Here is a 20,306-nt window from a genome sequence, read left to right as displayed (position 1 = left end):
TAAAATTGAGTGGACAGGCGTATCGATCTTCCGTGAGATAGGGCATGCGAATCCTCACTCTGGTGCTTTTTCTGTGGCCCGTGATCCTGCCTGCACAAGACATCGAAGTTGATGTCGAGCTTTTCCTCGCCGTTGATGTATCAAGGTCAATGAACCGGGACGAGCTGGAACTGCAACGGCAAGGCTACTCCCAAGCACTGATGGACGCGGATGTGCTCGCCGCGATAAAGGACGGGCCACTGGGTCGTATTGCGGTCACCTATGTTGAGTGGGCAGGCGATCAGGCGCAGCGGATCGTGGTGCCGTGGCAAATATTGGCCACAACGCAGGATGCACAGAATATCGCAGAGACAATAGCGGCCAGGAAATCCCCGGCCATGCGCCGGACATCCATATCCGGTGCGCTTGCCTATGCCATGGAAAGTTTTGAGCACAATGGCTTTACCGGATTGCGGCGTGTCATTGACGTGTCGGGCGATGGCCCGAACAATCAGGGCCCACCGGTGACCCAATTGCGCGATGCAGCGGTGGCGCGGGGGTTTGTGATCAATGGGTTGCCGCTGATGACCGTCGATTTACTGTCTGAATTCTGGGGCATTCCCGATCTTGATATCTACTATGAAAACTGCGTGATCGGCGGGCCGGGCGCTTTTGTCGTTCCTGTACTCAGCTGGAATGAGTTTCCCGCCGCCATCAAGCGAAAACTGATCCTCGAAGTCTCCGCTTTGCCACCCTATGTCAGACAGGCGCAGTTTGCTGTGCCTTCCCCTTACGACTGTCTTGTCGGCGAAAAGATGCGCGAGGCCAATCGGACCTACTTCGAAATCCCCTGAACGCATGAAAAGAACAGCTTTTATGTGATCAACCGGCAATTTCCGGCAAAGGGTGCGCTGCATATTTGCCCAAAGACTTGACCTTGCGCGCATTCGTGTCATGAACGCGCCATGAGCACTGCAGTCCTGACAATTGACCTTTCTGCCTTGGCGGCGAACTGGCGAAATCTGAACGCGCGATCAGACAGCGAAACAGCGGCTGTCGTCAAAGCCAATGCCTATGGTTTGGGTCTGCGCACTGCCGCATCCGTACTCGCACGGGCCGGTGCCCGCCATTTCTTTGTCGCCGTCGCCGAAGAAGGGGCCGCCCTGCGCGAAGTCCTTGGCACGGGGCCGCAAATCAGCGTTTTTTCCGGCCATATGGAGGGGGACACCCCTCTGATCCGAGACGCAGGTCTCACGCCGATGATCAATTCCATCGACCAGTTGATCAGACATGTTGAGGCCCTGCCCGACCATGACTTTGGCATCCAGCTTGATACCGGCATGAATCGGCTCGGCATGGAAGACGCTGAATGGCGCAGCGTGCGCGAAGTTGCCACGCAGCGCCCTCCCAGCCTCGTGATGTCGCATCTGGCTTGCGCGGATGAGCCGTCGCACCAAATGAACCGCCAGCAGCTGGACTGCTTTATCGAGATGACGCACGACATCTCTGCTCCCCGCTCCCTTGCGGCTACGGGGGGGCTGTTGATGGGCAGCGATTACCATTTCGATCTGACCCGACCGGGCATTGGCCTGTATGGCGGGTTGCCTTTTGTCGATGCGCTGCCCGTTGTGCAGTTGGACGTGCCGGTTATTCAGGTGCGCGACGTGCACCCCGGAGAGACGGTTGGCTATGCAAACACATGGACGGCGGCGGAACCTGCGCGGATTGCCACGATCTCGGCTGGCTATGCCGATGGCCTGATCCGCGCGATGGGGGCCAAGGCGCACCTGCATGCAGGTGATGTCGCCGTACCCGTGGTGGGCCGCGTTTCCATGGATCTGATCGGTGTCGATGTCACGGCACTCAGCGCAGACCCGGAAAGCCTGCAACTGATTGGCCGTCACCAGTCGGTCGACACGGTTGCGGACTTTGCAGATACCATTGGATATGAAATACTGACGTCTCTCGGCGAAAGATACAAAAGGGTCTACACGCAGTGATGTTTTTCGCCGTCATAGGCCGCGTGATTATGGGCGCACTGGCAGCCATTGGCCGGATCGCTATCTTTGGCGGCCAATGCATCAGCCATCTGGTGCGACCGCCTTTTTATGGCCGCGAATTCGTGACGCAACTGGTGAATATCGGTTGGCTGTCCCTGCCCGTTGTCGGGCTGACGGCTCTTTTTACCGGGGGCGCGCTTGCCCTGCAGATCTACGCAGGCGGGTCCCGGTTTAACGCCGAATCCGTCGTGCCCCAAATTGTTGCGGTCGGTATGGTGCGCGAATTGGGCCCGGTTCTTGTCGGTCTGATGATTGCCGCGCGGGTTACGTCATCCATCGCTGCCGAGATTGCGACCATGAAGGTGACGGAACAGATTGACGCGCTCGTAACGCTATCCACGCACCCGATGAAATATCTCACCGTGCCGCGCGTTCTTGCGGCGGTGCTGGTGGTGCCGCTGCTGGTGGCTATCGGGGATATCATCGGCATTTTCGGCGGCTATGCTGTCGCAACCGGAACCCTTGGGTTCAATGCGGCGACCTATATCAACAACACCGTGAACTTTCTGGAACCGCTGGATGTGATCTCGTCCCTGACCAAAGGGGCCGTGTTTGGCTTTTGCGCTGCTCTCATGGGGTGTTATCACGGCATGAATTCAGGCCGCGGTGCCATGGGTGTTGGTCGTGCCACAAAAGGGGCCGTCGAGGGGGCGGCCATTCTCATTCTGGCCGCAAACTTCGTTCTGACGGGGGTATTCTTCACGCTATGATCCGCATGGAAGGCGTTCATAAATCCTTTGGTTCAAACCACGTTCTGCGCGGGATAGACCTGCAGATCGACAAAGGGTCGTCAATGGTCATCATCGGCGGTTCCGGGACCGGCAAGTCAATTGCGCTGAAATGCATATTGGGGCTTGTCACACCGGACACCGGCACGATCATAGTCGATGGCAAGGATGCGGCAACCGGCGACCGGGATGCCTTTCTCGCCCGCTTTGGCATGCTTTTTCAGGGCTCCGCCCTGTTTGACAGTCTTCCGGTCTGGCAGAATGTGGCCTTTCGGTTGCTGCGCGGCTCACTGAAGCGGCCCAAAGACGAAGCGCGCGCCATCGCGATTGAAAAGCTGCGGCGCGTGGGGCTGAAGCCCGATGTGGCAGACCGCTTACCGGCAGAGTTGTCAGGCGGCATGCAGAAACGTGTGGGCCTCGCCCGCGCAATCGCCGCTGAGCCGGAGATTATCTTTTTCGATGAACCCACGACCGGCCTTGATCCCATCATGTCCGGTGTCATCAACGATCTCATTCGCGAAATCGTCGTGGAAATGGGGGCAACGGCAATGACCATTACACATGACATGACAAGTGTGCGCGCGATTGCTGACAATATTGCCATGCTGCATGAGGGTGTCATTCAGTGGACTGGCCCGGTAGCGCAGATGGACGACTCCGGTGATCCCTATCTCACACAGTTCATCAATGGCAGCGCCGAAGGGCCGATTGAATCCGTCCGATAGACATAAGCGGGGATGCATTTTGGCACGCGTATACACAGCGGCAAATCCGATATTTTTTCCGCGCGGGCCTTGATCGAAGCATTAACCATTTAGCGTCATTGTAATTGCGACGCACATGCCTTTGTGGCATTTCGATTCAAGAGAATTTTAGACGTTTTAACAAGTTTCGGTTTAACCAGTGGATAAATTGGGTATGAAAAAGTTCGTCCTCGCGGCAGCGATTGTCGTTGCAACGGCAGCAGCAGGTCATGCAGTCACAATCATCGATTCCAGCACGCAGGGCCTCTATAACGCGGGTATTGGAAATGTCCTGAACGGCACCTCCAACGCATTCCCTGGCGTGGGCGATGGCGACCCTACACAATCATTTGGTCCCGGCGATGCACCTGATCTGACGGCCGCGGCTTCTGCCTTGGGTGACTGGTTGACAACGCCATCCACACCCGGCGGTGCATGGTCCACAAACGAGCAGGCAATTCCGCGCAACTGGACAGTCAACGATGAAACAGCGGTCATTTATGCCTTTGACGCTGGTGCAAACGGGCTTGCAAACCTCAACCTCAGCATCGGGGTCGACAACGGTATTTTCGTCTGGCTCAACGGTGTGTTCCAAGGTGGTGCAATGGCACCGGGTGGCGCGCGTTTGGGAGAATTCACGCTTGATCTCGGCACGGTTCAGGCCGGCACGAACTTCCTGCAGTTGCTGCGTGAGGATCACGGTGGTGGCACGGGATATTTGATCGAGGTGACAGGTGATGAGATTTCCGCAGTTCCGCTGCCCGCCGGTTTGCCACTGCTCCTTGCGGGTGTGGGCATCTTTGGCTGGATGAAGCGCCGCGCGGCCTGAACCACACGACACCACGCACCTCAAGGTGCACAGAACGCCAAGGCAGGCCTCAGAAAATTCTGAGGCCTGCTTTGCTGCGCGGCTTGGTGGAACCTGCACGAACCGGCCGCTTAAAATCTCTTTGACGGCAATCCTCGTCTGCGCCACAAGAGGCCATGGCTAAATCCCCCTCCTTCTCCTGCTCCGCCTGCGCAAGTGTCACAACCAAATGGGCCGGACGCTGCGAAACCTGTGGCGAGTGGAATACGATCTCCGAGGACGCAGGCATCTCGAAAGGTCCCGCGAAATCGCTCGGGGGGAAACGTGGCTCATCCGTTAAGCTCACCAATCTTTCCACCGAAGAAGCCCCTCCGCCCCGCACCACCTGCGGCATCAAAGAGCTGGACCGCGTTTTGGGCGGCGGATTGGTTGCGGCCTCTGCCATACTTGTCGGTGGCGATCCGGGTATCGGCAAATCCACGCTGCTGCTGCAGGCCGCAGCCCAATTTGCACGCAGTGGTTTGAAAACCATATATGTCTCGGGCGAAGAGGCCTCGGCGCAGGTACGCATGCGCGCACAGCGTTTGGGATTGACCGACGCGCCCGTCCAACTGGCGGCCGAGACGAACCTGCGCGACATCCTCACGACACTGGAAGCAGAAAAGCCCCAGCTTGCCATTATCGATTCCATCCAGACCATGTGGGCCGACAATGTCGAAAGCGCGCCCGGCTCCGTCAGCCAGGTGCGGGCCGCCGCCTATGAGCTGACGAGTTTTGCCAAACGCAAAGGCATCAGCGTGATCCTTGTGGGACATGTAACCAAAGACGGCCAGATCGCAGGGCCGCGCGTGGTCGAACACATGGTCGATACGGTGCTTTATTTTGAAGGCGAACGCGGGCATCAGTTCCGCATTCTGCGCGCGGTTAAAAACCGATTTGGTCCCGCCGATGAAATCGGTGTTTTCGAGATGACGGGCGGCGGGCTGGACGAAGTCGCCAACCCCTCCGCGCTGTTTCTGAGCGAACGGGGGGCCCCCTCACCCGGGTCTGTCGTATTTGCCGGGGTTGAGGGCACGCGTCCTGTCCTCGTTGAATTTCAGGCACTGGTGTCTCCGTCCCCCCATTCGCAGGCGCGGCGCACGGTTGTCGGTTGGGATGGTGGGCGGCTTGCAATGATCCTTGCCGTGCTGGAGGCGCGATGTGGCATCCCCTTCGCAGGTCTGGATGTGTATCTGAATGTCGCGGGCGGCATGAAAGTGTCAGAACCGGCGGCGGACCTTGCGGTTGCGGCGGCCTTGCTCAGCGCACGCGAAGACGCCGCGCTCCCCGCAGATACCGTCGTTTTTGGTGAAATCAGCCTGTCAGGTGCCCTGCGACCGGCCACCCAGACCGAAAACAGGTTGAAAGAGGCGCAAAAACTTGGTTTTACCAGCGCCATTGCTGCCAAGGGCGGTAAAGCGGTCGGGGTCAGTGGTATTTCGTTAAATACGATGCCGGACCTGACAGGCTTTGTAGGCGAGATTTTTGGCGCAGGCTAAGCGTCACGTAAAGAGGCAGTTGAGGCTATGGAAAACTTCACAATGATTGACGGGGTCGTGGCCCTTGTGATCGTCATCTCGGCGCTGCTCGCCTATAGTCGCGGCGTCGTGCGCGAGATCATGGCGATTGTCGGCTGGGTTGCGGCGGCCATCCTTGGCTTCATGTTTGCCCCACAGGTCGAACCCATGGTGCGCGAAGTGCCGGTAGTTGGCGAATTTCTGGCCGATAGTTGCGAATTGTCGATCATCGGGGCGTTTGCTGCTGTCTTTGCCGTCTCGCTGATCATTGTGTCTCTCTTTACCCCACTGTTTTCTTCAGTCATCCAGCGCTCCGCACTCAGCGGCGTGGATCAGGGCCTCGGTTTTCTGTTTGGGGTTGCGCGTGGCGTATTGCTCGTTGCCGTCGGGTTCTTCGTCTATAACACCGTCGTCACAGGCGAAAGCTACACCATCGTCGACAACAGCCGCTCTGCCGCGGTTTTCTCTCAACTGACCGACGAAATCGAAGGCGCCGAGCCCGAGCAGGCGTTGGGATGGATCACCGGGCAATACGAAGCACTGGTCAGCAATTGCGGACAGTAACACCTGCTATAGATGCATGGTTTTCCCGCAGTGCGAGAAAAAATGTCACGCCACAGGTGCTCACTTCAGCAAAGACCGCGACAATCGGCGCCAAGACCGTCATAGGTTCGTGACATAAGCATGCGCAGCGCCTAAACAGTGCTCAACCGCAAATCGGATTCGGAGCTGCCCCGTTGTCCAAAATTATGCCACCCGCTCATCCGTTTGATACCAGCTATCTGCGCGACAGCGATGACGACGACAAACTGAAAGAAGAATGCGGGATTTTTGGCGTCATTGGTGTCGTCGATGCCTCCAATTTCGTGGCCCTCGGTTTGCACGCCTTGCAACATCGCGGACAAGAGGCGGGCGGCATCGTCAGCCACGACAAGGTACAAGGGTTCCAATCAGCACGCCGATTTGGATATGTGCGGGACAACTTCACCAGCAAATCAGTGATGGAAACACTGCCGGGACCAATTGCGATCGGGCATGTGCGTTATTCAACCGCCGGATCAAAAGGCCAGACAGCCATTCGTGACGTCCAGCCGTTTTTTGGTGAATTTGCCATGGGCGGTGCTGCCATCGCCCATAATGGGAACATCACCAACGCGAACGCCCTGCGTCGCGAGTTGATCGAACGCGGTTCAATTTTTCAAAGCTCTTCCGACAGCGAATGCATCATCCACCTGATGGCGCGGTCTTTGCAACGCAACATTCCAGAGCGCATGGAAGACGCCTTGCGCCGGGTTGAAGGGGCATTCTCAGTTGTCGCGATGACGCGCACTAAATTGATCGGCGTGCGTGATCCGCTTGGGGTGCGACCACTTGTTCTGGGCAAAATCGGGGATGGCTGGGCGCTTTCTTCGGAAACCTGTGCGTTGGATATCATCGGGGCCGAGTTTATTCGGGAAATTGAACCCGGTGAAATGGTCGTCATTACGGAAAAGGGTGTCGACAGCCAGTTTCCGTTTCGCCCGCAAAAACCACGTTTCTGCATTTTCGAACATGTCTATTTCTCGCGTCCCGACAGCATTCTTGGCGGCCGGTCTGTCTATGAAACCCGCGAGGCGATTGGGCGTGAATTGGCCAAGGAAAGCCCGGTTGAGGCTGATCTTGTCTGTCCGGTTCCCGATTCAGGCACCCCTGCGGCGATTGGCTATTCGCTGGAGTCGGGTATCCCCTATGCGATGGGGATCATCCGCAATCAATATATGGGACGCACGTTTATTGAGCCAACCGAGCAGATCCGCAACATGGGCGTGCGCCTGAAACTGAACGTGAACCGGGCACTGATCCGCGGCAAACGTGTCATTCTGGTGGACGATTCCGTGGTGCGCGGGACTACGAGCCGCAAGATCAAAGAGATGATCCTGGATGCCGGCGCGAAAGAGGTGCATTTCCGCATTGCTTCACCGCCGACCGCGTGGCCCTGTTTTTACGGTGTGGATACGCCGCAACGCGAAAAGCTGCTGGCGGCAACCATGTCCGAAGAGGAAATGCGAGACCATTTGCAGGTCGATAGCCTGAAATTCATCTCACTGGATGGCCTTTATCGTGCCGTGGGCGAGGCGAAAGGCCGGAACCCGAAACAGCCACAGTATTGTGATGCGTGTTTTTCCGGCGAATACCCGGTTGTCCCCTCAGATCAAATCGAAGACGGCTTTGAAATGAAGCCCGCAGCCGAGTAAACGCAGTGTCGGGGGCCATACCACCCCTGCCCGCCTTCGTCGATCAGCGTATCACGGTCTGGCCGCGAAAGGCGAAAGACCGTTTTCATGACATCCGGGCTATTGTTCTGGGTTCAGTCGCCGATGCGCAGGACGTAAACCTGATCGAAACGCTGAAATGGGGACAGCCTGCGTGGCACCCGGACAAACCAAAGGTGGGATCAACGCTTCGTCTCGCGTGGCAGCAAGCGCGCCCCAACCAGATTGGCATGTTTGTGAATTGCAACACCACGCTCGCGGACACGATGCGAAGCCTCTATCCGACAAGTTTCGAACATCAAGGCAAGCGCGCGCTTTATCTGCCATTGGATGCACCGCTGCCCGAGCAGGCCATCGCGCATTGCGCTGTTCTGACACTGACCTACCACCGCAAGAACGCTTGACGCCCGCGCGATAACACGGCACCAGCAGGGCATGACAAAAACTGCTCTCATTACCGGCGCATCGCGCGGCCTCGGATACGCTCTTGCCGAAGCGCTCGCACCTACGCATCACATCATCGCCGTTGCGAAAACAACCGGCGCTCTCGAAGAGTTGGACGACCACATCCAGGCAAAAGGCGGCACAAGCACGCTCGCGCCCATGGACATCACCAATTCGGACGCCATGGCGACGCTCTGCCGCGGGATATTTGACCGTTGGGGCAGCCTTGATCTGTGGCTGCACGCGGCCATTCATGCGGCCCCCCTGACACCGACAAGCCATATCGACAGCAAGGATCTGGCCAAATCCATCGCCGCCAATGTCACCGCAACTGCGACATTAATTTCTTTTGTCTCGCCACTCCTCGGTGCAGACGGACAAGCGGTGTTCTTTGATGATCCATGCGCAGGGGAAAAGTTCTTTGGCAGCTACGGCGCCAGCAAGGCCGCGCAGATTGCGCTGGCCCGCTCGTGGCAGGCCGAGAGCGCGACGACGGGACCAAAGGTGCATATTCTGACACCGCCACCGATGCCAACCGCGACCCGCGGGCGCTTCTATCCCGGTGAGAACCGCGATGTGTTAACGCCCGCCAAGGACGCAGCCGAAGCACTTCTGTCACAACTCTGAGCTTTCAGCATCCAAAATACATGACAGAGGGCTGCTTCTCTTGCTGCGCTCCACCCGCTCGCCTATCAAAGCCAAAAGGGGCTTGGATATGCGCATTTTAATTACGAACGACGACGGGATAAACGCACCCGGGCTGATGATTTTGCAAGAAATCGCAACCCGGCTGGCGGGTGACAAGGGCGAAGTCTGGACAGTCGCACCTGCGTTCGAACAATCCGGCGTCGGCCATTGCATCAGCTACACCCGCCCCATGATGGTTGCGCAAATGGGACCGCGCCGCTTTGCCGCTGAAGGGTCACCGGCAGATTGCGTGCTGGCTGGCTTGCACGATGTGATGAAAGACAGCCCGCCCGATCTGGTGCTTTCCGGCGTGAACCGGGGCAATAACTCTGCTGAAAACACGCTTTACTCGGGCACCATTGGCGGCGCCATGGAAGCAGCCCTGCAAGGGTTACCCGCGATTGCCCTTTCGCAATACTACGGGCCGCGCAACAACTCCATCGAGAACCCCTTCGAGGCCTCAGCACAGCATGGTGTCGATGTGGTGCAGCGCATCCTTGCGCATACACCGCAGGAAACAGGTGGCTACCGCCTGTTTTACAATGTGAACTTCCCCCCTGTTCCGGCCGACGAAGTCCTCGGTATCCGGTTGGCAACGCAAGGCTTCCGCGAGGGTCTGGGGTTTTCGACCGAGCCGCATAACGCCCCATCGGGTCGGCGTTTTTTGTGGATCAAAGGCGGCGATCAGCATCGCCCGACCGCACCCGGATCTGACGCGCAGTTGAATCTGGAGGGGTACATCTCGGTCACGCCGATGCGGGCGGATTTGACCGCGCATGACATGATGGCTCCGCTGGCAGGCATCAATACATGATGACAGACGTGTCTGAGGCAGAACGCAAGATGCAGTTCCTCTATGCGCTGCGCTCCAAGGGTGTCACAGATAAACGCGTGCTCTCAGCGATGGAGAGTATCGACCGCGGACCCTTTATCCGGGGGATTTTTGCTGAGCGCGCCTATGAGGACATGCCGCTGCCGATTGCCTGCGGTCAGACCATCAGCCAGCCATCGGTTGTCGGGCTGATGACGCAGGCGCTCAGGATCAGCCCGCGCGACAAGGTGCTGGAGGTGGGCACAGGCTCCGGGTATCAGGCGGCGATCCTCAGCCGTCTGGCCCGCCGGGTCTATACGCTGGACCGCCACAGCCGATTGGTACGCGAGGCCCGCACCCTTTTCGAAGAGATGAACCTCACAAATATCACCGCGATCACCGCAGATGGCAGCTATGGCCTTGCGGATCAGGCCCCTTTTGATCGCATCCTCGTCACTGCCGCCGCAGAAGATCCTCCCAGCACGCTGATGGAGCAGCTCAAAGTCGGGGGCATCATGGTCATTCCCGTCGGACAATCTGACGCCGTTCAGCATCTGATCGTTGTTCACAAGACCGAAGATGGTCTTGAATATGACGAGTTGCGGCAAGTCCGCTTTGTTCCTTTGCTGGAAGGCTTGGGAAAGGACGGATAAGCTGTTATAGTGTTAACGAATAAGCGGCCGGAAAACCGGCTCACGCTCAAAGAGCAACGTTGAGGACATGCAGATGGTCAGACATATTTCCCGCACGCGGGTTCGCCTATTGTTATTGAGCGCAAGCACCGTGGCGCTGCTCGGCGCATGCACGCAAGGTTTCGATTACGATTTGCGCGGCATCGGTGGCGGGTTCTCCACAGCAGATGCAGCAAGTCAGGTCGGCACGGAACAGCGTCCGCAACCGGACAATCGGGGCGTGATCTCCTATCCCAACTATCAGGTCGCCGTGGCAGAACAGGGAGATACGATCCAAAGCGTCGCGACGCGCTTGGGCGTGGACGCACCTGCCCTCGCCAGCTTCAATGGCATTGATGAAACCGCGCCGTTGCGCAGTGGTGAAATCATCGCCCTGCCAAACCGCGTGGCCGAACCAAGCCCTTTGACAGGTGCACAAAGCGATGGCCCCATTCAACCGGGCAGTGTTGATATTGGCGCATTGGCCGGGAATGCTATCGACCGCGCCCCCGAGACAAACAACGGTGACGTGCGTGTCGCGGCCCTGCCGCCCGCCTCTGGCACGGCTGAGCCTGCAAGCACCGGAAAAGAACCCGTGCGCCACAAGGTTGAACGCGGCGAAACCGCCTATACCATTTCGCGCCTCTATCAGGTTCCTGTGAAATCACTGGCCGAGTGGAATGGCCTCGGGTCCGATTTTGCCATCCGCGAAGGGCAGTTTTTGCTGATCCCGGTCGCGATGCAATCTCCCCCTGCCGCGCAAACCGAAGACGCCACGCCAAAGCCTGGAACCGGCTCTCCCACACCAACGCCTCCCAGTGCGACCAGACCACTGCCACCGCCCGAACCGCTCTTGTCCGAGACACAGCCGCAGCCCTCCATTGATGTGGGTGAACGTACGGCGGCCTCTGATGTGGCCCGCATGTTGTTTCCGGTGAACGGGTCCATCATTCGTGAGTATTCCAAGGGCCGCAATGAGGGCATCAACATAAAAGCCGCCCCCGGATCGGACGTGAAATCAGCGGATGCCGGCACCGTTGCGGCCGTCACCAAAAGTGCCGAAGGCGTGCCGATCATCGTGATCCGACATGAACCCGAATTACTGACCGTCTATGCCAATGTGACCGACGTCAGCGTCGAAAAGGGCACCAGGGTGACACGAGGGCAAAGCATTGCCAAGCTGCGCGATGGCGATGATGCCTTTGTTCATTTTGAAGTACGGCGCGGGTTTGACAGCGTGGATCCTATGCCGTTTCTGCAATAGCGCCGTAAATCAGGCGCGGCAAAAAGAGCTTTGCAAAGTCGATGTGTTGAATTTGCAAACTGAACCGCTTGGCCACTATGCGTTCAGGGTGACACCCTTGCGCCCAGCCAAATCAGTGAAATACTGCCACGCCACACGCCCGGAGCGTGATCCGCGCGTCGCTTGCCATTCAATCGCTTCGGCACGCAGCGTGTCGTCATCAATATCCACGCCATGCGCGTCGCAATACCCGCGGATCATTTGCAGGTATTGATCCTGATCACAGGGGTGAAAGCCCAGCCAGAGACCGAAGCGATCAGAGAGTGACACCTTTTCTTCCACCGCTTCGGAAGGGTTGATCGCTGACCCCCGCTCATTCTCAATCATATCGCGCGGCATCAGATGGCGTCTGTTGGATGTCGCGTATAGCACCACGTTATCGGGGCGTCCCTCGATGCCACCATCAAGCACCGCTTTCAGGCTTTTGTAATGCGCGTCATCATGGCCAAACGACAGATCGTCACAAAACAGGATAAAGCGATAGCGGCTGCCCCGTAGCAAGTTCAGCAACCGGCCGACCGACGGCAGGTCCTCGCGCTGCAATTCGACAATACGCAGAACCTCATGTGACGCATGAACTTTACCGTGTATTGATTTGACCAGACTTGATTTTCCCATGCCACGCGCGCCCCACAAAAGCGCGTTATTTGCGGGTAACCCTTTGGCAAACTGCTCGGTATTGGCAAACAACGTGTCCCGCGAGCGATCCACACCAACCAACAAGGGCAAATCAATCCGCGATACGTTTTCAACCGGTTCCAGCCGGTCCGGTTCCGTATGCCACACGAAAGCAGAAGCTTGAGAGAAATCAGGCGCTTCCAGCGGTGCGGGTGCCATGCGCTCAAGCGCAGCGGCGATCCTTTCCATCGGGTCTTTGATCACGCAGGGTCATCCTCATCGTCATAATACCCTTCGGCCCGCAGTTTGGCTTCGCGCTTGGTTTCAACGCGTTTCACGAGGAAAATCGACACCTCGTAGAGCCCATAAACCACCACGAACAGGATCGCCTGCGTTATCACATCAGGCGGTGTGACCAGAGCCGCGAGCACAAGGATGGCCACAACCGCATATTTGCGCACGTTGCCCAGCCCCTCGGCACTGACCAGACCGGCCTTACCCATAAGCGTCAGCAACACGGGCAATTGAAAGCACATGCCAAAGGCCACAATGAATTTGATTGTCAGGTTCAGGTATTCCTGTGCCGAGCCTTGAAAGACCACGCTCAACCCCGGACTGGAACTGGGATCGCCGACGACCGCCTCGCCCTCAGCGCCAAACTGCTGGAACCCCAGAAAGAAATCGTAAGCCAGTGGCGTCACGACGTAGAAGGCAAAGGATGCTCCCAACAGAAACATCACCGGCGACGAGATCAGGAACGGCAGAAAAGCGCCCTTTTCGTTTTTATACAGACCCGGGGCCACAAACCGCCACATCTGATGCGCGATCACCGGAAAAGACAGCATAAAGCCACCCAGCAACGACACTTTGATCGCGACAAAGAAGCCTTCCTGCGGGCTGATAAAGATCAGATCACAATCCTGTCCGCGATCCGCCAGAACCGCACAGAGCGGGTCCGTCAGAAAGTTGAATATCGGCGTTGCCACGGTAAAGCAGATGATCATACCGATCAAAAACGCGATGACCGAGCGGATCAACCGGGTGCGCAGCTCGGCCAGATGCTCGATCAGCGGTGCAGCACTTTCGTCCATGTCTTCGGATGCGCTCATGTCTCGTTCTTTTCAGGGGGCGTCACGGCAGCCTCGAGTTCTGAAGCGCGGGCCTGCGCCTCTTGCGCTTCTTTCAGCTTACGATCCGCTGCGGCGCGCGCTGTGGCGGCCTGGATCTTTTTGGCATTTTGTGCGCGCTCCGCTTTGTCAGCTGCCAGCTTGCCCGTCTCGCTGTCGGGATCAAACTTGCCCAGATCCGATGCGGCGGATTTCACACTGTCCATGGCGGAATTCACAGGGTTCACGGCCGCCTTGAGGCTCTTGGTGACGTCGCTGACACCAGAATCAGCGGCGGCGTCATTCATCGCTCTGCTGAACTCACGCGCCATGCCCTTGGCCTTTCCGACGAACTGCCCAAGCGTGCGGAACATCACGGGCAAGTCTTTGGGACCAATCACAATAAGCGCTACGATGCCGATGACCAGCATCTCTGTCCAGCCAAGGTCGAACATGGTTCAGACCTTGTCTTTTTCAGTCTCAGGTGTCACGTCTTTCGCTTGCTCAGATGCGGTCGTGATCTCGTCCTGTCCTTCGCTCACACCTTTTTTAAAGGACGTGATGCCCTTACCGACTTCCCCCATCAGGCTGGAAATCTTACCGCGCCCAAAGAGGACAAGCACCACGACCGCGATCAGCAAAAGTCCCGGCAGACCAATATTGTTTAACATTCTCATGCTCCCAAAAGAAATTCGCCCGTCAAATGCAGGGCTGTCATGTTTAACTGTAGAAAAAGCGGGACAGAGGCTAAACCGCAATCTGCATCAAAAGGAGAGTTGCGGCGATCAATTGCGTTAATTTTAGCGCTCGCAAAACTCAACTGACAGGTTTATGTCAGTTGCATCCTGTCAGAAGCATCGCATTGCAGATCACATACAAGGAATACGTGCATGACTGACACCACTGTAGCTGAAATCGTAACTTTTCGTCTGAACGCGGGCACGGACCCGGACCACTTTGCGAAGGCTGCCGCGCAAATGACGCCGTTTTTACATCGGACTGGCGCGGTTATATCGCGCACCCTCAGCCGTGACGAGACCGGCGGTTGGGTGGATCACATCACATGGACGTCGATGACAGCGGCAAAAGACGCCGCGAGCGCAATCATGGCCGCCCCCGAAGCGGCACCTTTCATGAAAATGATTGATGCGCAAAGCGTCAACCTGCGCCACGCCGACATTCATTTTTCTTGGGCACCGGAGGATCATGCGCCGCACTGACCGTCTTTTTGACATCATACAGATCCTGCGCGACGGCAACTTGCACCGCGCGCAGGACATGGCCGAGCAGTTGGAAGTGTCCACGCGCACGATTTACCGCGACATGGACACGCTGGTCGCCTCCGGCGTTCCGGTGCAGGGGGAACGGGGCGTGGGGTATATGATTACTGAGGCGATCACCCTGCCCCCGTTGACGCTCTCCGTTGCTGAGATGGAAGCGCTGAACCTCGGCATCGCCATTGTCGGCGAAGCGGCTGATCCCGACCTCAAGGCTGCCGCATTGAGCCTCGGGGCAAAAATTGACGCAGTGTCCCCAAGCCGCGTTATCGCACAGGCCGATGAATGGAAATTTGCCGTCTATCCCTTCGCCGATGCGACCCGCGCATTTGCGCATATGCCAACCTTGCGCGCCGCGATCAAGGCCCGCCAAAAGGTCGAATTGAATTACCAATCAAAGCGAAATGCCCGCACCCGTCGGATCGTGCGCCCGCTGCATATGGAATATTGGGGGCGCATCTGGACGTTGACGGCGTGGTGCGAACTCAGGCAAGCGTTTCGCGTCTTTCGCGTCGATCTGATCGAGACCGCACAAGCCTTGCCGGAGCTATTTGTTGATGAGCCCGGCAAAACACTGGCGGATTACACGCCTTAACCACTGCGGATTTGTTCAGGATCCTGTGCGCCCTATGACCGCTGGCTGCTTGCTCAGCTTTTGAGCGTCCACCCGGTTTGTAGCGGCAGGAATGCCTCAACACTGGCTTGCGCCACTACGATGGGATCACCGCTTACGGTTTCAACGTTCAGCCCACCCTTAACAACTCGGACCGATGCCCGCCCGCGCGGCAGCGTGCCCACAAGCGCCTGTGCATCCACCGCATCCGGGTCCTGAACCCCAACGGTCACCTGAACGCGCATGACCTCATGGCTCAGCCCCAGCACGCCGAACAAAGGAATCGAGGAATGTCGAAACGCGTCTTCAATCGCGCGTTTGGCGGCCTTGGTATAATCCTGACCGTGCAGATCATTGCCCATACCCATTTCGATGATCATGCGTTGTTCAGTCATTGATCCGCTCCATGTCAAAGCCCACGGTCAGCGCCACATTCGCCATTATCGTCGGATGCCCGTCGCCATCCGGGCGCGGAATATCGAGGCCACCCACCTGCACGCGGACCTCCGCTTGACCATAGGGAAATACCTTGAGCACTTCGCCAACATCGACTTTCTCGGGTGCCTGAACCCCCACATCCACGAGAATGCGCATGTCCGTTTTCTCAAACCCGAACAGTTCAGCCAGATTGATGGAGTTGTGCCAAAGCGCATCCTTTACGCCCCGCACAGCCGCTTGTGTGTAATCCCCCCGCCGCAGCGAGGTGCCCATGCCAAATTCAACCAACAGTTTTTGCATCATGTTCCCTTGTCTGTCCGTTCCGAGACCGGAAAGATGAAACACCGGTCCCGCCGTATTGTCAGCCACATCACCGTGCCGGGTTTGGGCAGGAACACGTTCGGTACGGTGGATTTCAAAACCGACCCGTCATGATCCAGCCGGAACTCAACAAGGCTTTCGTTGCCCATGAAGCGCGATCTTTCAACCAGCGCCCGCACGGCGGTGCCATCACTGGCCGTCGGTTTGGGCCCTTGTCCTGCGCGGTCAAAATCGATGCGCAGATGCTGCGGGCGAAACACGATGTCAACGGGCGTGCCATCGGGCACACCGGGGGCCAGAAAGCTGCCAAAGGGGGTGCGCGCCAGCGCGCCGTTCACCTCGGCCGCAATGACATTTGCATCTGAAAAGAACGCGACGGCTGCCCTGTCCATGGGGCGCGTATAGACATTATAGGGCGCGCCCTGCTGGACAATACGGCCATCGCGCATCAGCGCAATTTCATCGGCCATACGCATGGCTTCTTCGGGTTCATGTGTGACCAGCAAAACAGCCGTGTCCTGCTCTTTCAGGATCGTCAGCGTTTCATCCCGGATGCCGTCTCGCAACCGGTTATCAAGGCCGGAAAACGGCTCATCCATCAGCATGATTTTCGGTTTTGGGGCCAACGCACGCGCCAAGGCGACCCGCTGTTGCTCGCCCCCGGAAAGTTGATGCGGAAAGCCGTCGATGAAACGTTTCAGGTCCACACGCTCCAACAACTCTTCGATCCGGGCACGTCTTTCGGCTTTGCCACCGGTTTTGAGGCCAAAGCCCACGTTGTCTGCCACACTCAGATGTGGAAACAGGGCAAAGTCCTGAAACATGAGCCCGATTTCACGCCGTTCCGGAGGGACGCGATGCGCGGTATCGCAAATCAGTTTGCCATCCACATAGATTTCACCGCTGTCCTGCATCTCAACGCCCGCGATCACACGCAGCGTTGTGGATTTTCCGCAGCCCGACGGCCCCAAAAGACAGGTCACCTGGCCCCGGTTGATGCGCAATGAGACGTTATCTACAACCCGGCGACCATCAAATGCACAGCAAATATCTTTAATTTCGAGCCGGGGCGCATCAGTCGTCACAGAGTTCTCCGGATATCTTATAGAACTTCTCGGAATAGCAGCTATCAGCCCAACCGCGCGCCCGCAAGCACCGACAGCGCCCGGTTTTGATCACGCCGCATGTCAATCCAGTCGGAGCCGCATTTCGCGCGCCATCTGCAGAACCATTACCGGGTTTCGAGGACGCCCGTCGCCTCTTTTAAATCGTTGCGTTCGTGGCACCGCCGTCCAGCAGGATGTTCTGCCCCACGATGAACCCCGCATGTTGCGAACATAAAAACGCACATGTTGCGCCAAATTCCTCTGCCGTACCGTAGCGGCGTGCGGGAATGGTGGCGCTGCGTTTCGCGCGGGCCTCTTCCCTCGTGATGCCCTCGCGCTCCATCACGCCGCCATCAAGGGCCAGCGCCCGGTCCGTATCGTGTATGCCCGGCAAAAGGTTATTCATGATCACCCCTTTTTCAGCGACCTGACGACTTGTCCCCGCCACATAGCCGGTCAAACCGTTGCGGGCTGCATTGCTCAGGCCAAGTTGCGGGATCGGTGCCTTGACGGATTGCGAGGTGATGTTCACCACCCGGCCCCAGCCGCGCGTCATCATGCCGGGCACCAGATGCTTGATCATCGCAATCGGGGCCAGCATGTTGGCATCCAGCGCCTTGATGAAATCATCGCGGTCCCAATCCTGCCAGAGACCCGGGGGGGGACCACCGGCATTATTGACCAGAATGTCCACTTCACCCGCCGCCGCGAGAACTTTGGCGCGCCCCGCGTCAGTGGCGATATCGCCTGCAACGGTCGTGACGTCCACGTCGAATTCGGTTCTGATCGCGCTTGCCGCCGCTTCGAGAGCGTCAACGCCGCGCGCATTCATGACCACATCCACGCCAGCCGCCGCAAGCGCGCGCGCGCAGCCCAGCCCCAAACCCTTTGATGACGCGCAGATGATGGCGCGCTTGCCTTTTATTCCCAAATCCATGGTCTGTTCCCCTTTGTTGGCCTTTGCGTAGCATCAAAAACGCAAGCTGCACCAGCAGGCAAGCGACATTTCCCGCTGCTCTCTTGCTTTGCCTCATTGCAGCGCCTATAGCCGCAGACATGCTCGATACATCAAAAAACCGCGCGGATTTGCCGCCTGAAATTGCCCGGCGGCGCACGTTTGCGATCATCAGCCACCCGGATGCCGGCAAGACCACATTGACCGAAAAATTCCTGCTCTTTGGCGGGGCCATCCAGATGGCGGGTCAGGTACGCGCGAAAGGCGAAGCACGCCGCACACGCTCCGATTTCATGGCGATGGAAAAGGACCGCGGCATCTCTGTCTCCGCCTCCGCCATGTCATTTGATTTCAAAGAGTTCCGCTTCAACCTTGTAGATACGCCCGGACACAGCGATTTTTCCGAGGACACATATCGCACGCTCACCGCCGTGGATGCAGCGGTGATGGTGATTGACGGGGCGAAAGGTGTGGAAAGCCAAACGCAGAAACTCTTTGAAGTTTGCCGTATGCGCGACCTGCCCATCTTGACATTTTGCAACAAAATGGACCGCGAGAGCCGGGATGTTTTCGAAATTATTGACGAAATACAAGAAAACCTCGCCATTGACGTGACCCCGGCCAGTTGGCCCATCGGGGTGGGCCGAGACTTTATCGGATGTTACGATATCCTACGGGACCGACTGGAACTGATGGATCGCGCCGACCGAAACCGCGTTGCGGAAAGCGTCGAGATCAATGGCTTGGACGATCCTAAACTGGCCGAGCTGGTCCCGGAAGAATTGCTTGAAAAGCTGCGCGAAGATCTCGAGATGGCACGCGAACTCTTGCCACCGCTTGACATCGAAGCGATGCACGAAGGATCGCTGACACCGATCTGGTTCGGATCCGCCATCAATTCCTTTGGCGTCAAGGAACTGATGGAGGGCATCGCACAATACGGCCCACAACCGCAGATTCAATCCGCCGAACCGCGCCAGATTTTGCCTGAGGAAAAGAAAGTCTCCGGCTTTGTCTTCAAGGTGCAGGCGAACATGGATCCAAAGCATCGGGATCGCGTTGCATTTGTGCGCATCGCGTCCGGCCATTTCAACCGGGGCATGAAACTGACCCATGTCCGTATGAAAAAACCGATGGCGATTTCAAACCCGGTTATGTTTCTCGCCTCTGACCGCGAGTTGGCGGAAGAGGCTTGGGCAGGCGATATCATCGGCATTCCGAACCACGGCCAGTTGCGCATCGGCGACACGCTGACCGAAGGCGAAGCGATCCGCGTGACAGGTATCCCCTCGTTCGCGCCGGAACTTTTGCAGACCGTGCGTGCAGGTGATCCGCTCAAGGCCAAGCATCTGGAAAAAGCCCTGATGCAGTTCGCCGAAGAAGGGGCTGCCAAAGTGTTCAAACCCGCCATTGGCTCGGGGTTTGTCGTCGGAGTGGTCGGGCAGTTGCAATTCGAAGTGCTGGCCAGTCGCATTGAACTGGAATACGGCCTGCCGGTCAGGTTCGAGGCGTCACAGTTCACATCAGCGCGCTGGGTCAGCGGCGACAAGCTGGCGGTCGACAAGTTCACCGAAAGCAACAAGCAGCATATCGCAAAGGACCACGACGGCGACATTGTCTATCTGACGCGACTGCAGTGGGACATCGACAGGGTGGAGCGGGATTATCCGCAGGTGACATTAACCGCGACCAAGGAAATGATGGTGTAAAACGCGCGCCAGTATACACGGCGCGCATTCCCGATGCCTCATCTTGGTCTGTCTGGCAAAAGAAGGACTGGTTTTGACATGCCGGGCCATGGCGTTGAGCCAGTTGCCAAAATACCAGAAG

The 20,306-nt window shown here is 57.7% G+C and carries 24 protein-coding genes; 16 read left to right on the top strand and 8 right to left on the bottom strand.

Translation table 11 applies throughout. From position 1 onward, the window contains the following. Positions 1-44 precede the first annotated feature (44 nt). The 13 genes from K5Q35_RS10635 to K5Q35_RS10575 all read left to right on the top strand — a co-directional run bounded on the left by K5Q35_RS10635 (position 45) and on the right by K5Q35_RS10575 (position 12,003). Positions 45-833, top strand: coding sequence for a DUF1194 domain-containing protein (locus K5Q35_RS10635; protein ID WP_013962350.1), 789 nt, complete (start codon positions 45-47; stop codon positions 831-833). Positions 834-944: 111 nt separating this feature from the next. After that, entirely contained in the window at positions 945-1,979 is a 1,035-nt protein-coding gene (gene alr, locus K5Q35_RS10630) for an alanine racemase (protein WP_220799545.1), read from the top strand. Continuing rightward, a complete protein-coding gene (locus tag K5Q35_RS10625) occupies positions 1,979-2,749 on the top strand; it encodes an ABC transporter permease (RefSeq protein WP_013962352.1) in 771 nt (256 codons plus the stop codon). Before alr ends, K5Q35_RS10625 begins: the two co-directional genes overlap by 1 nt. After that, positions 2,746-3,492: an ABC transporter ATP-binding protein gene (locus K5Q35_RS10620; RefSeq protein WP_013962353.1), complete on the top strand. Its 747-nt coding sequence runs from the start codon at positions 2,746-2,748 to the stop codon at positions 3,490-3,492. The genes K5Q35_RS10625 and K5Q35_RS10620 overlap by 4 nt, the downstream gene beginning before the upstream one ends. 193 nt (positions 3,493-3,685) lie before the next feature. Beyond that, positions 3,686-4,339 (top strand): hypothetical protein, encoded by a 654-nt coding sequence (locus K5Q35_RS10615; protein ID WP_013962354.1) that lies wholly within the window; start codon positions 3,686-3,688, stop codon positions 4,337-4,339. A 155-nt stretch (positions 4,340-4,494) separates the two neighbouring features. After that, on the top strand, positions 4,495-5,856 hold the full coding sequence (gene radA / locus K5Q35_RS10610; protein ID WP_013962355.1) for a DNA repair protein RadA: 1,362 nt from the start codon (positions 4,495-4,497) through the stop codon (positions 5,854-5,856). A gap of 27 nt (positions 5,857-5,883) precedes the next feature. After that, positions 5,884-6,438 (top strand): CvpA family protein, encoded by a 555-nt coding sequence (locus K5Q35_RS10605; protein ID WP_013962356.1) that lies wholly within the window; start codon positions 5,884-5,886, stop codon positions 6,436-6,438. 185 nt (positions 6,439-6,623) lie between these two features. After that, positions 6,624-8,108, top strand: coding sequence for an amidophosphoribosyltransferase (purF, locus tag K5Q35_RS10600; RefSeq protein ID WP_044025328.1), 1,485 nt, complete (start codon positions 6,624-6,626; stop codon positions 8,106-8,108). Positions 8,109-8,113: 5 nt separating this feature from the next. Continuing rightward, a complete protein-coding gene (locus K5Q35_RS10595) occupies positions 8,114-8,530 on the top strand; it encodes a DUF1801 domain-containing protein (protein WP_220799544.1) in 417 nt (138 codons plus the stop codon). A 31-nt stretch (positions 8,531-8,561) separates the two neighbouring features. Next, positions 8,562-9,197, top strand: coding sequence for an SDR family oxidoreductase (locus tag K5Q35_RS10590; protein WP_220799543.1), 636 nt, complete (start codon positions 8,562-8,564; stop codon positions 9,195-9,197). A gap of 88 nt (positions 9,198-9,285) precedes the next feature. Beyond that, on the top strand, positions 9,286-10,071 hold the full coding sequence (gene surE, locus K5Q35_RS10585) for a 5'/3'-nucleotidase SurE (RefSeq protein ID WP_013962360.1): 786 nt from the start codon (positions 9,286-9,288) through the stop codon (positions 10,069-10,071). Further along, positions 10,068-10,721: a protein-L-isoaspartate(D-aspartate) O-methyltransferase gene (locus tag K5Q35_RS10580; protein WP_013962361.1), complete on the top strand. Its 654-nt coding sequence runs from the start codon at positions 10,068-10,070 to the stop codon at positions 10,719-10,721. Before surE ends, K5Q35_RS10580 begins: the two co-directional genes overlap by 4 nt. Before the next feature lie 73 nt (positions 10,722-10,794). Beyond that, positions 10,795-12,003, top strand: coding sequence for a LysM peptidoglycan-binding domain-containing protein (locus K5Q35_RS10575; RefSeq protein WP_013962362.1), 1,209 nt, complete (start codon positions 10,795-10,797; stop codon positions 12,001-12,003). 75 nt (positions 12,004-12,078) lie between these two features. Here the strand turns inward: K5Q35_RS10575 and K5Q35_RS10570 are convergent, their stop codons facing one another. Genes K5Q35_RS10570 through tatA form a run of 4 tightly spaced genes read right to left on the bottom strand, consistent with a single transcriptional unit; the run spans position 12,079 to position 14,437 of the window. Further along, positions 12,079-12,924 (bottom strand): ATP-binding protein, encoded by an 846-nt coding sequence (locus K5Q35_RS10570; protein ID WP_220799542.1) that lies wholly within the window; start codon positions 12,922-12,924, stop codon positions 12,079-12,081. Continuing rightward, entirely contained in the window at positions 12,921-13,769 is an 849-nt protein-coding gene (gene tatC / locus K5Q35_RS10565; protein ID WP_220799541.1) for a twin-arginine translocase subunit TatC, read from the bottom strand. Before tatC ends, K5Q35_RS10570 begins: the two co-directional genes overlap by 4 nt. Further along, the gene (gene tatB, locus K5Q35_RS10560; protein WP_013962365.1) at positions 13,766-14,221 is read right to left on the bottom strand and encodes a Sec-independent protein translocase protein TatB; all 456 of its coding nucleotides are present in this window, start codon (positions 14,219-14,221) and stop codon (positions 13,766-13,768) included. Before tatB ends, tatC begins: the two co-directional genes overlap by 4 nt. Positions 14,222-14,224: 3 nt before the next feature. After that, positions 14,225-14,437 (bottom strand): twin-arginine translocase TatA/TatE family subunit, encoded by a 213-nt coding sequence (tatA, locus tag K5Q35_RS10555; protein ID WP_011569372.1) that lies wholly within the window; start codon positions 14,435-14,437, stop codon positions 14,225-14,227. Between the two features lie 219 nt (positions 14,438-14,656). Between tatA and K5Q35_RS10550 the strand changes: the two genes are divergently transcribed. Further along, positions 14,657-14,986: a hypothetical protein gene (locus K5Q35_RS10550; RefSeq protein WP_013962366.1), complete on the top strand. Its 330-nt coding sequence runs from the start codon at positions 14,657-14,659 to the stop codon at positions 14,984-14,986. Beyond that, the gene (locus K5Q35_RS10545; protein WP_013962367.1) at positions 14,973-15,638 is read left to right on the top strand and encodes a YafY family protein; all 666 of its coding nucleotides are present in this window, start codon (positions 14,973-14,975) and stop codon (positions 15,636-15,638) included. The genes K5Q35_RS10550 and K5Q35_RS10545 overlap by 14 nt, the downstream gene beginning before the upstream one ends. Positions 15,639-15,691: 53 nt before the next feature. On the opposite strand, the gene K5Q35_RS10540 is transcribed toward K5Q35_RS10545, so the two are convergent. The 4 genes from K5Q35_RS10540 to K5Q35_RS10525 all read right to left on the bottom strand — a co-directional run bounded on the left by K5Q35_RS10540 (position 15,692) and on the right by K5Q35_RS10525 (position 18,458). Continuing rightward, entirely contained in the window at positions 15,692-16,051 is a 360-nt protein-coding gene (locus K5Q35_RS10540; protein ID WP_220799540.1) for a Lin0512 family protein, read from the bottom strand. Beyond that, positions 16,044-16,394, bottom strand: a complete 351-nt coding sequence (locus K5Q35_RS10535) for a Lin0512 family protein (protein ID WP_013962369.1) — start codon at positions 16,392-16,394, stop codon at positions 16,044-16,046. The genes K5Q35_RS10540 and K5Q35_RS10535 overlap by 8 nt, the downstream gene beginning before the upstream one ends. Next, entirely contained in the window at positions 16,394-17,500 is a 1,107-nt protein-coding gene (locus K5Q35_RS10530) for an ABC transporter ATP-binding protein (RefSeq protein ID WP_013962370.1), read from the bottom strand. The genes K5Q35_RS10535 and K5Q35_RS10530 overlap by 1 nt, the downstream gene beginning before the upstream one ends. Before the next feature lie 178 nt (positions 17,501-17,678). Further along, positions 17,679-18,458 (bottom strand): SDR family oxidoreductase, encoded by a 780-nt coding sequence (locus K5Q35_RS10525; RefSeq protein WP_220799539.1) that lies wholly within the window; start codon positions 18,456-18,458, stop codon positions 17,679-17,681. A gap of 119 nt (positions 18,459-18,577) precedes the next feature. Here K5Q35_RS10525 and K5Q35_RS10520 point away from each other — a divergent pair, with 119 nt between their 5' ends. Further along, positions 18,578-20,185: a peptide chain release factor 3 gene (locus K5Q35_RS10520; protein WP_220799538.1), complete on the top strand. Its 1,608-nt coding sequence runs from the start codon at positions 18,578-18,580 to the stop codon at positions 20,183-20,185. The last annotated feature ends 121 nt before the right edge of the window (positions 20,186-20,306 follow it).

The sequence above is a fragment of the Roseobacter sp. OBYS 0001 genome, from assembly GCF_019654895.1.
In the GTDB taxonomy this organism is placed as follows: domain Bacteria; phylum Pseudomonadota; class Alphaproteobacteria; order Rhodobacterales; family Rhodobacteraceae; genus Roseobacter; species Roseobacter litoralis.
The sequence above is the reverse complement of the archived record's forward strand: the minus strand, read 5'-3'. Positions and strand labels throughout refer to the sequence as shown.

Bases quoted from the DNA above. Each gene is read 5' to 3' on its own strand.
- K5Q35_RS10635 (WP_013962350.1), top strand. From the start codon at position 45: ATGCGAATCCTCACTCTGGTGCTTTTTCTGTGGCCCGTGATCCTGCCT.
- alr (WP_220799545.1), top strand. From the start codon at position 945: ATGAGCACTGCAGTCCTGACAATTGACCTTTCTGCCTTGGCGGCGAAC.
- K5Q35_RS10625 (WP_013962352.1), top strand. From the start codon at position 1,979: ATGTTTTTCGCCGTCATAGGCCGCGTGATTATGGGCGCACTGGCAGCC.
- K5Q35_RS10620 (WP_013962353.1), top strand. From the start codon at position 2,746: ATGATCCGCATGGAAGGCGTTCATAAATCCTTTGGTTCAAACCACGTT.
- K5Q35_RS10615 (WP_013962354.1), top strand. From the start codon at position 3,686: ATGAAAAAGTTCGTCCTCGCGGCAGCGATTGTCGTTGCAACGGCAGCA.
- radA (WP_013962355.1), top strand. From the start codon at position 4,495: ATGGCTAAATCCCCCTCCTTCTCCTGCTCCGCCTGCGCAAGTGTCACA.
- K5Q35_RS10605 (WP_013962356.1), top strand. From the start codon at position 5,884: ATGGAAAACTTCACAATGATTGACGGGGTCGTGGCCCTTGTGATCGTC.
- purF (WP_044025328.1), top strand. From the start codon at position 6,624: ATGCCACCCGCTCATCCGTTTGATACCAGCTATCTGCGCGACAGCGAT.
- K5Q35_RS10590 (WP_220799543.1), top strand. From the start codon at position 8,562: ATGACAAAAACTGCTCTCATTACCGGCGCATCGCGCGGCCTCGGATAC.
- surE (WP_013962360.1), top strand. From the start codon at position 9,286: ATGCGCATTTTAATTACGAACGACGACGGGATAAACGCACCCGGGCTG.
- K5Q35_RS10580 (WP_013962361.1), top strand. From the start codon at position 10,068: ATGATGACAGACGTGTCTGAGGCAGAACGCAAGATGCAGTTCCTCTAT.
- K5Q35_RS10575 (WP_013962362.1), top strand. From the start codon at position 10,795: ATGGTCAGACATATTTCCCGCACGCGGGTTCGCCTATTGTTATTGAGC.
- tatC (WP_220799541.1), bottom strand. From the start codon at position 13,769: ATGAGCGCATCCGAAGACATGGACGAAAGTGCTGCACCGCTGATCGAG.
- tatB (WP_013962365.1), bottom strand. From the start codon at position 14,221: ATGTTCGACCTTGGCTGGACAGAGATGCTGGTCATCGGCATCGTAGCG.
- tatA (WP_011569372.1), bottom strand. From the start codon at position 14,437: ATGTTAAACAATATTGGTCTGCCGGGACTTTTGCTGATCGCGGTCGTG.
- K5Q35_RS10550 (WP_013962366.1), top strand. From the start codon at position 14,657: ATGACTGACACCACTGTAGCTGAAATCGTAACTTTTCGTCTGAACGCG.
- K5Q35_RS10545 (WP_013962367.1), top strand. From the start codon at position 14,973: ATGCGCCGCACTGACCGTCTTTTTGACATCATACAGATCCTGCGCGAC.
- K5Q35_RS10540 (WP_220799540.1), bottom strand. From the start codon at position 16,051: ATGACTGAACAACGCATGATCATCGAAATGGGTATGGGCAATGATCTG.
- K5Q35_RS10535 (WP_013962369.1), bottom strand. From the start codon at position 16,394: ATGCAAAAACTGTTGGTTGAATTTGGCATGGGCACCTCGCTGCGGCGG.
- K5Q35_RS10525 (WP_220799539.1), bottom strand. From the start codon at position 18,458: ATGGATTTGGGAATAAAAGGCAAGCGCGCCATCATCTGCGCGTCATCA.
- K5Q35_RS10520 (WP_220799538.1), top strand. From the start codon at position 18,578: ATGCTCGATACATCAAAAAACCGCGCGGATTTGCCGCCTGAAATTGCC.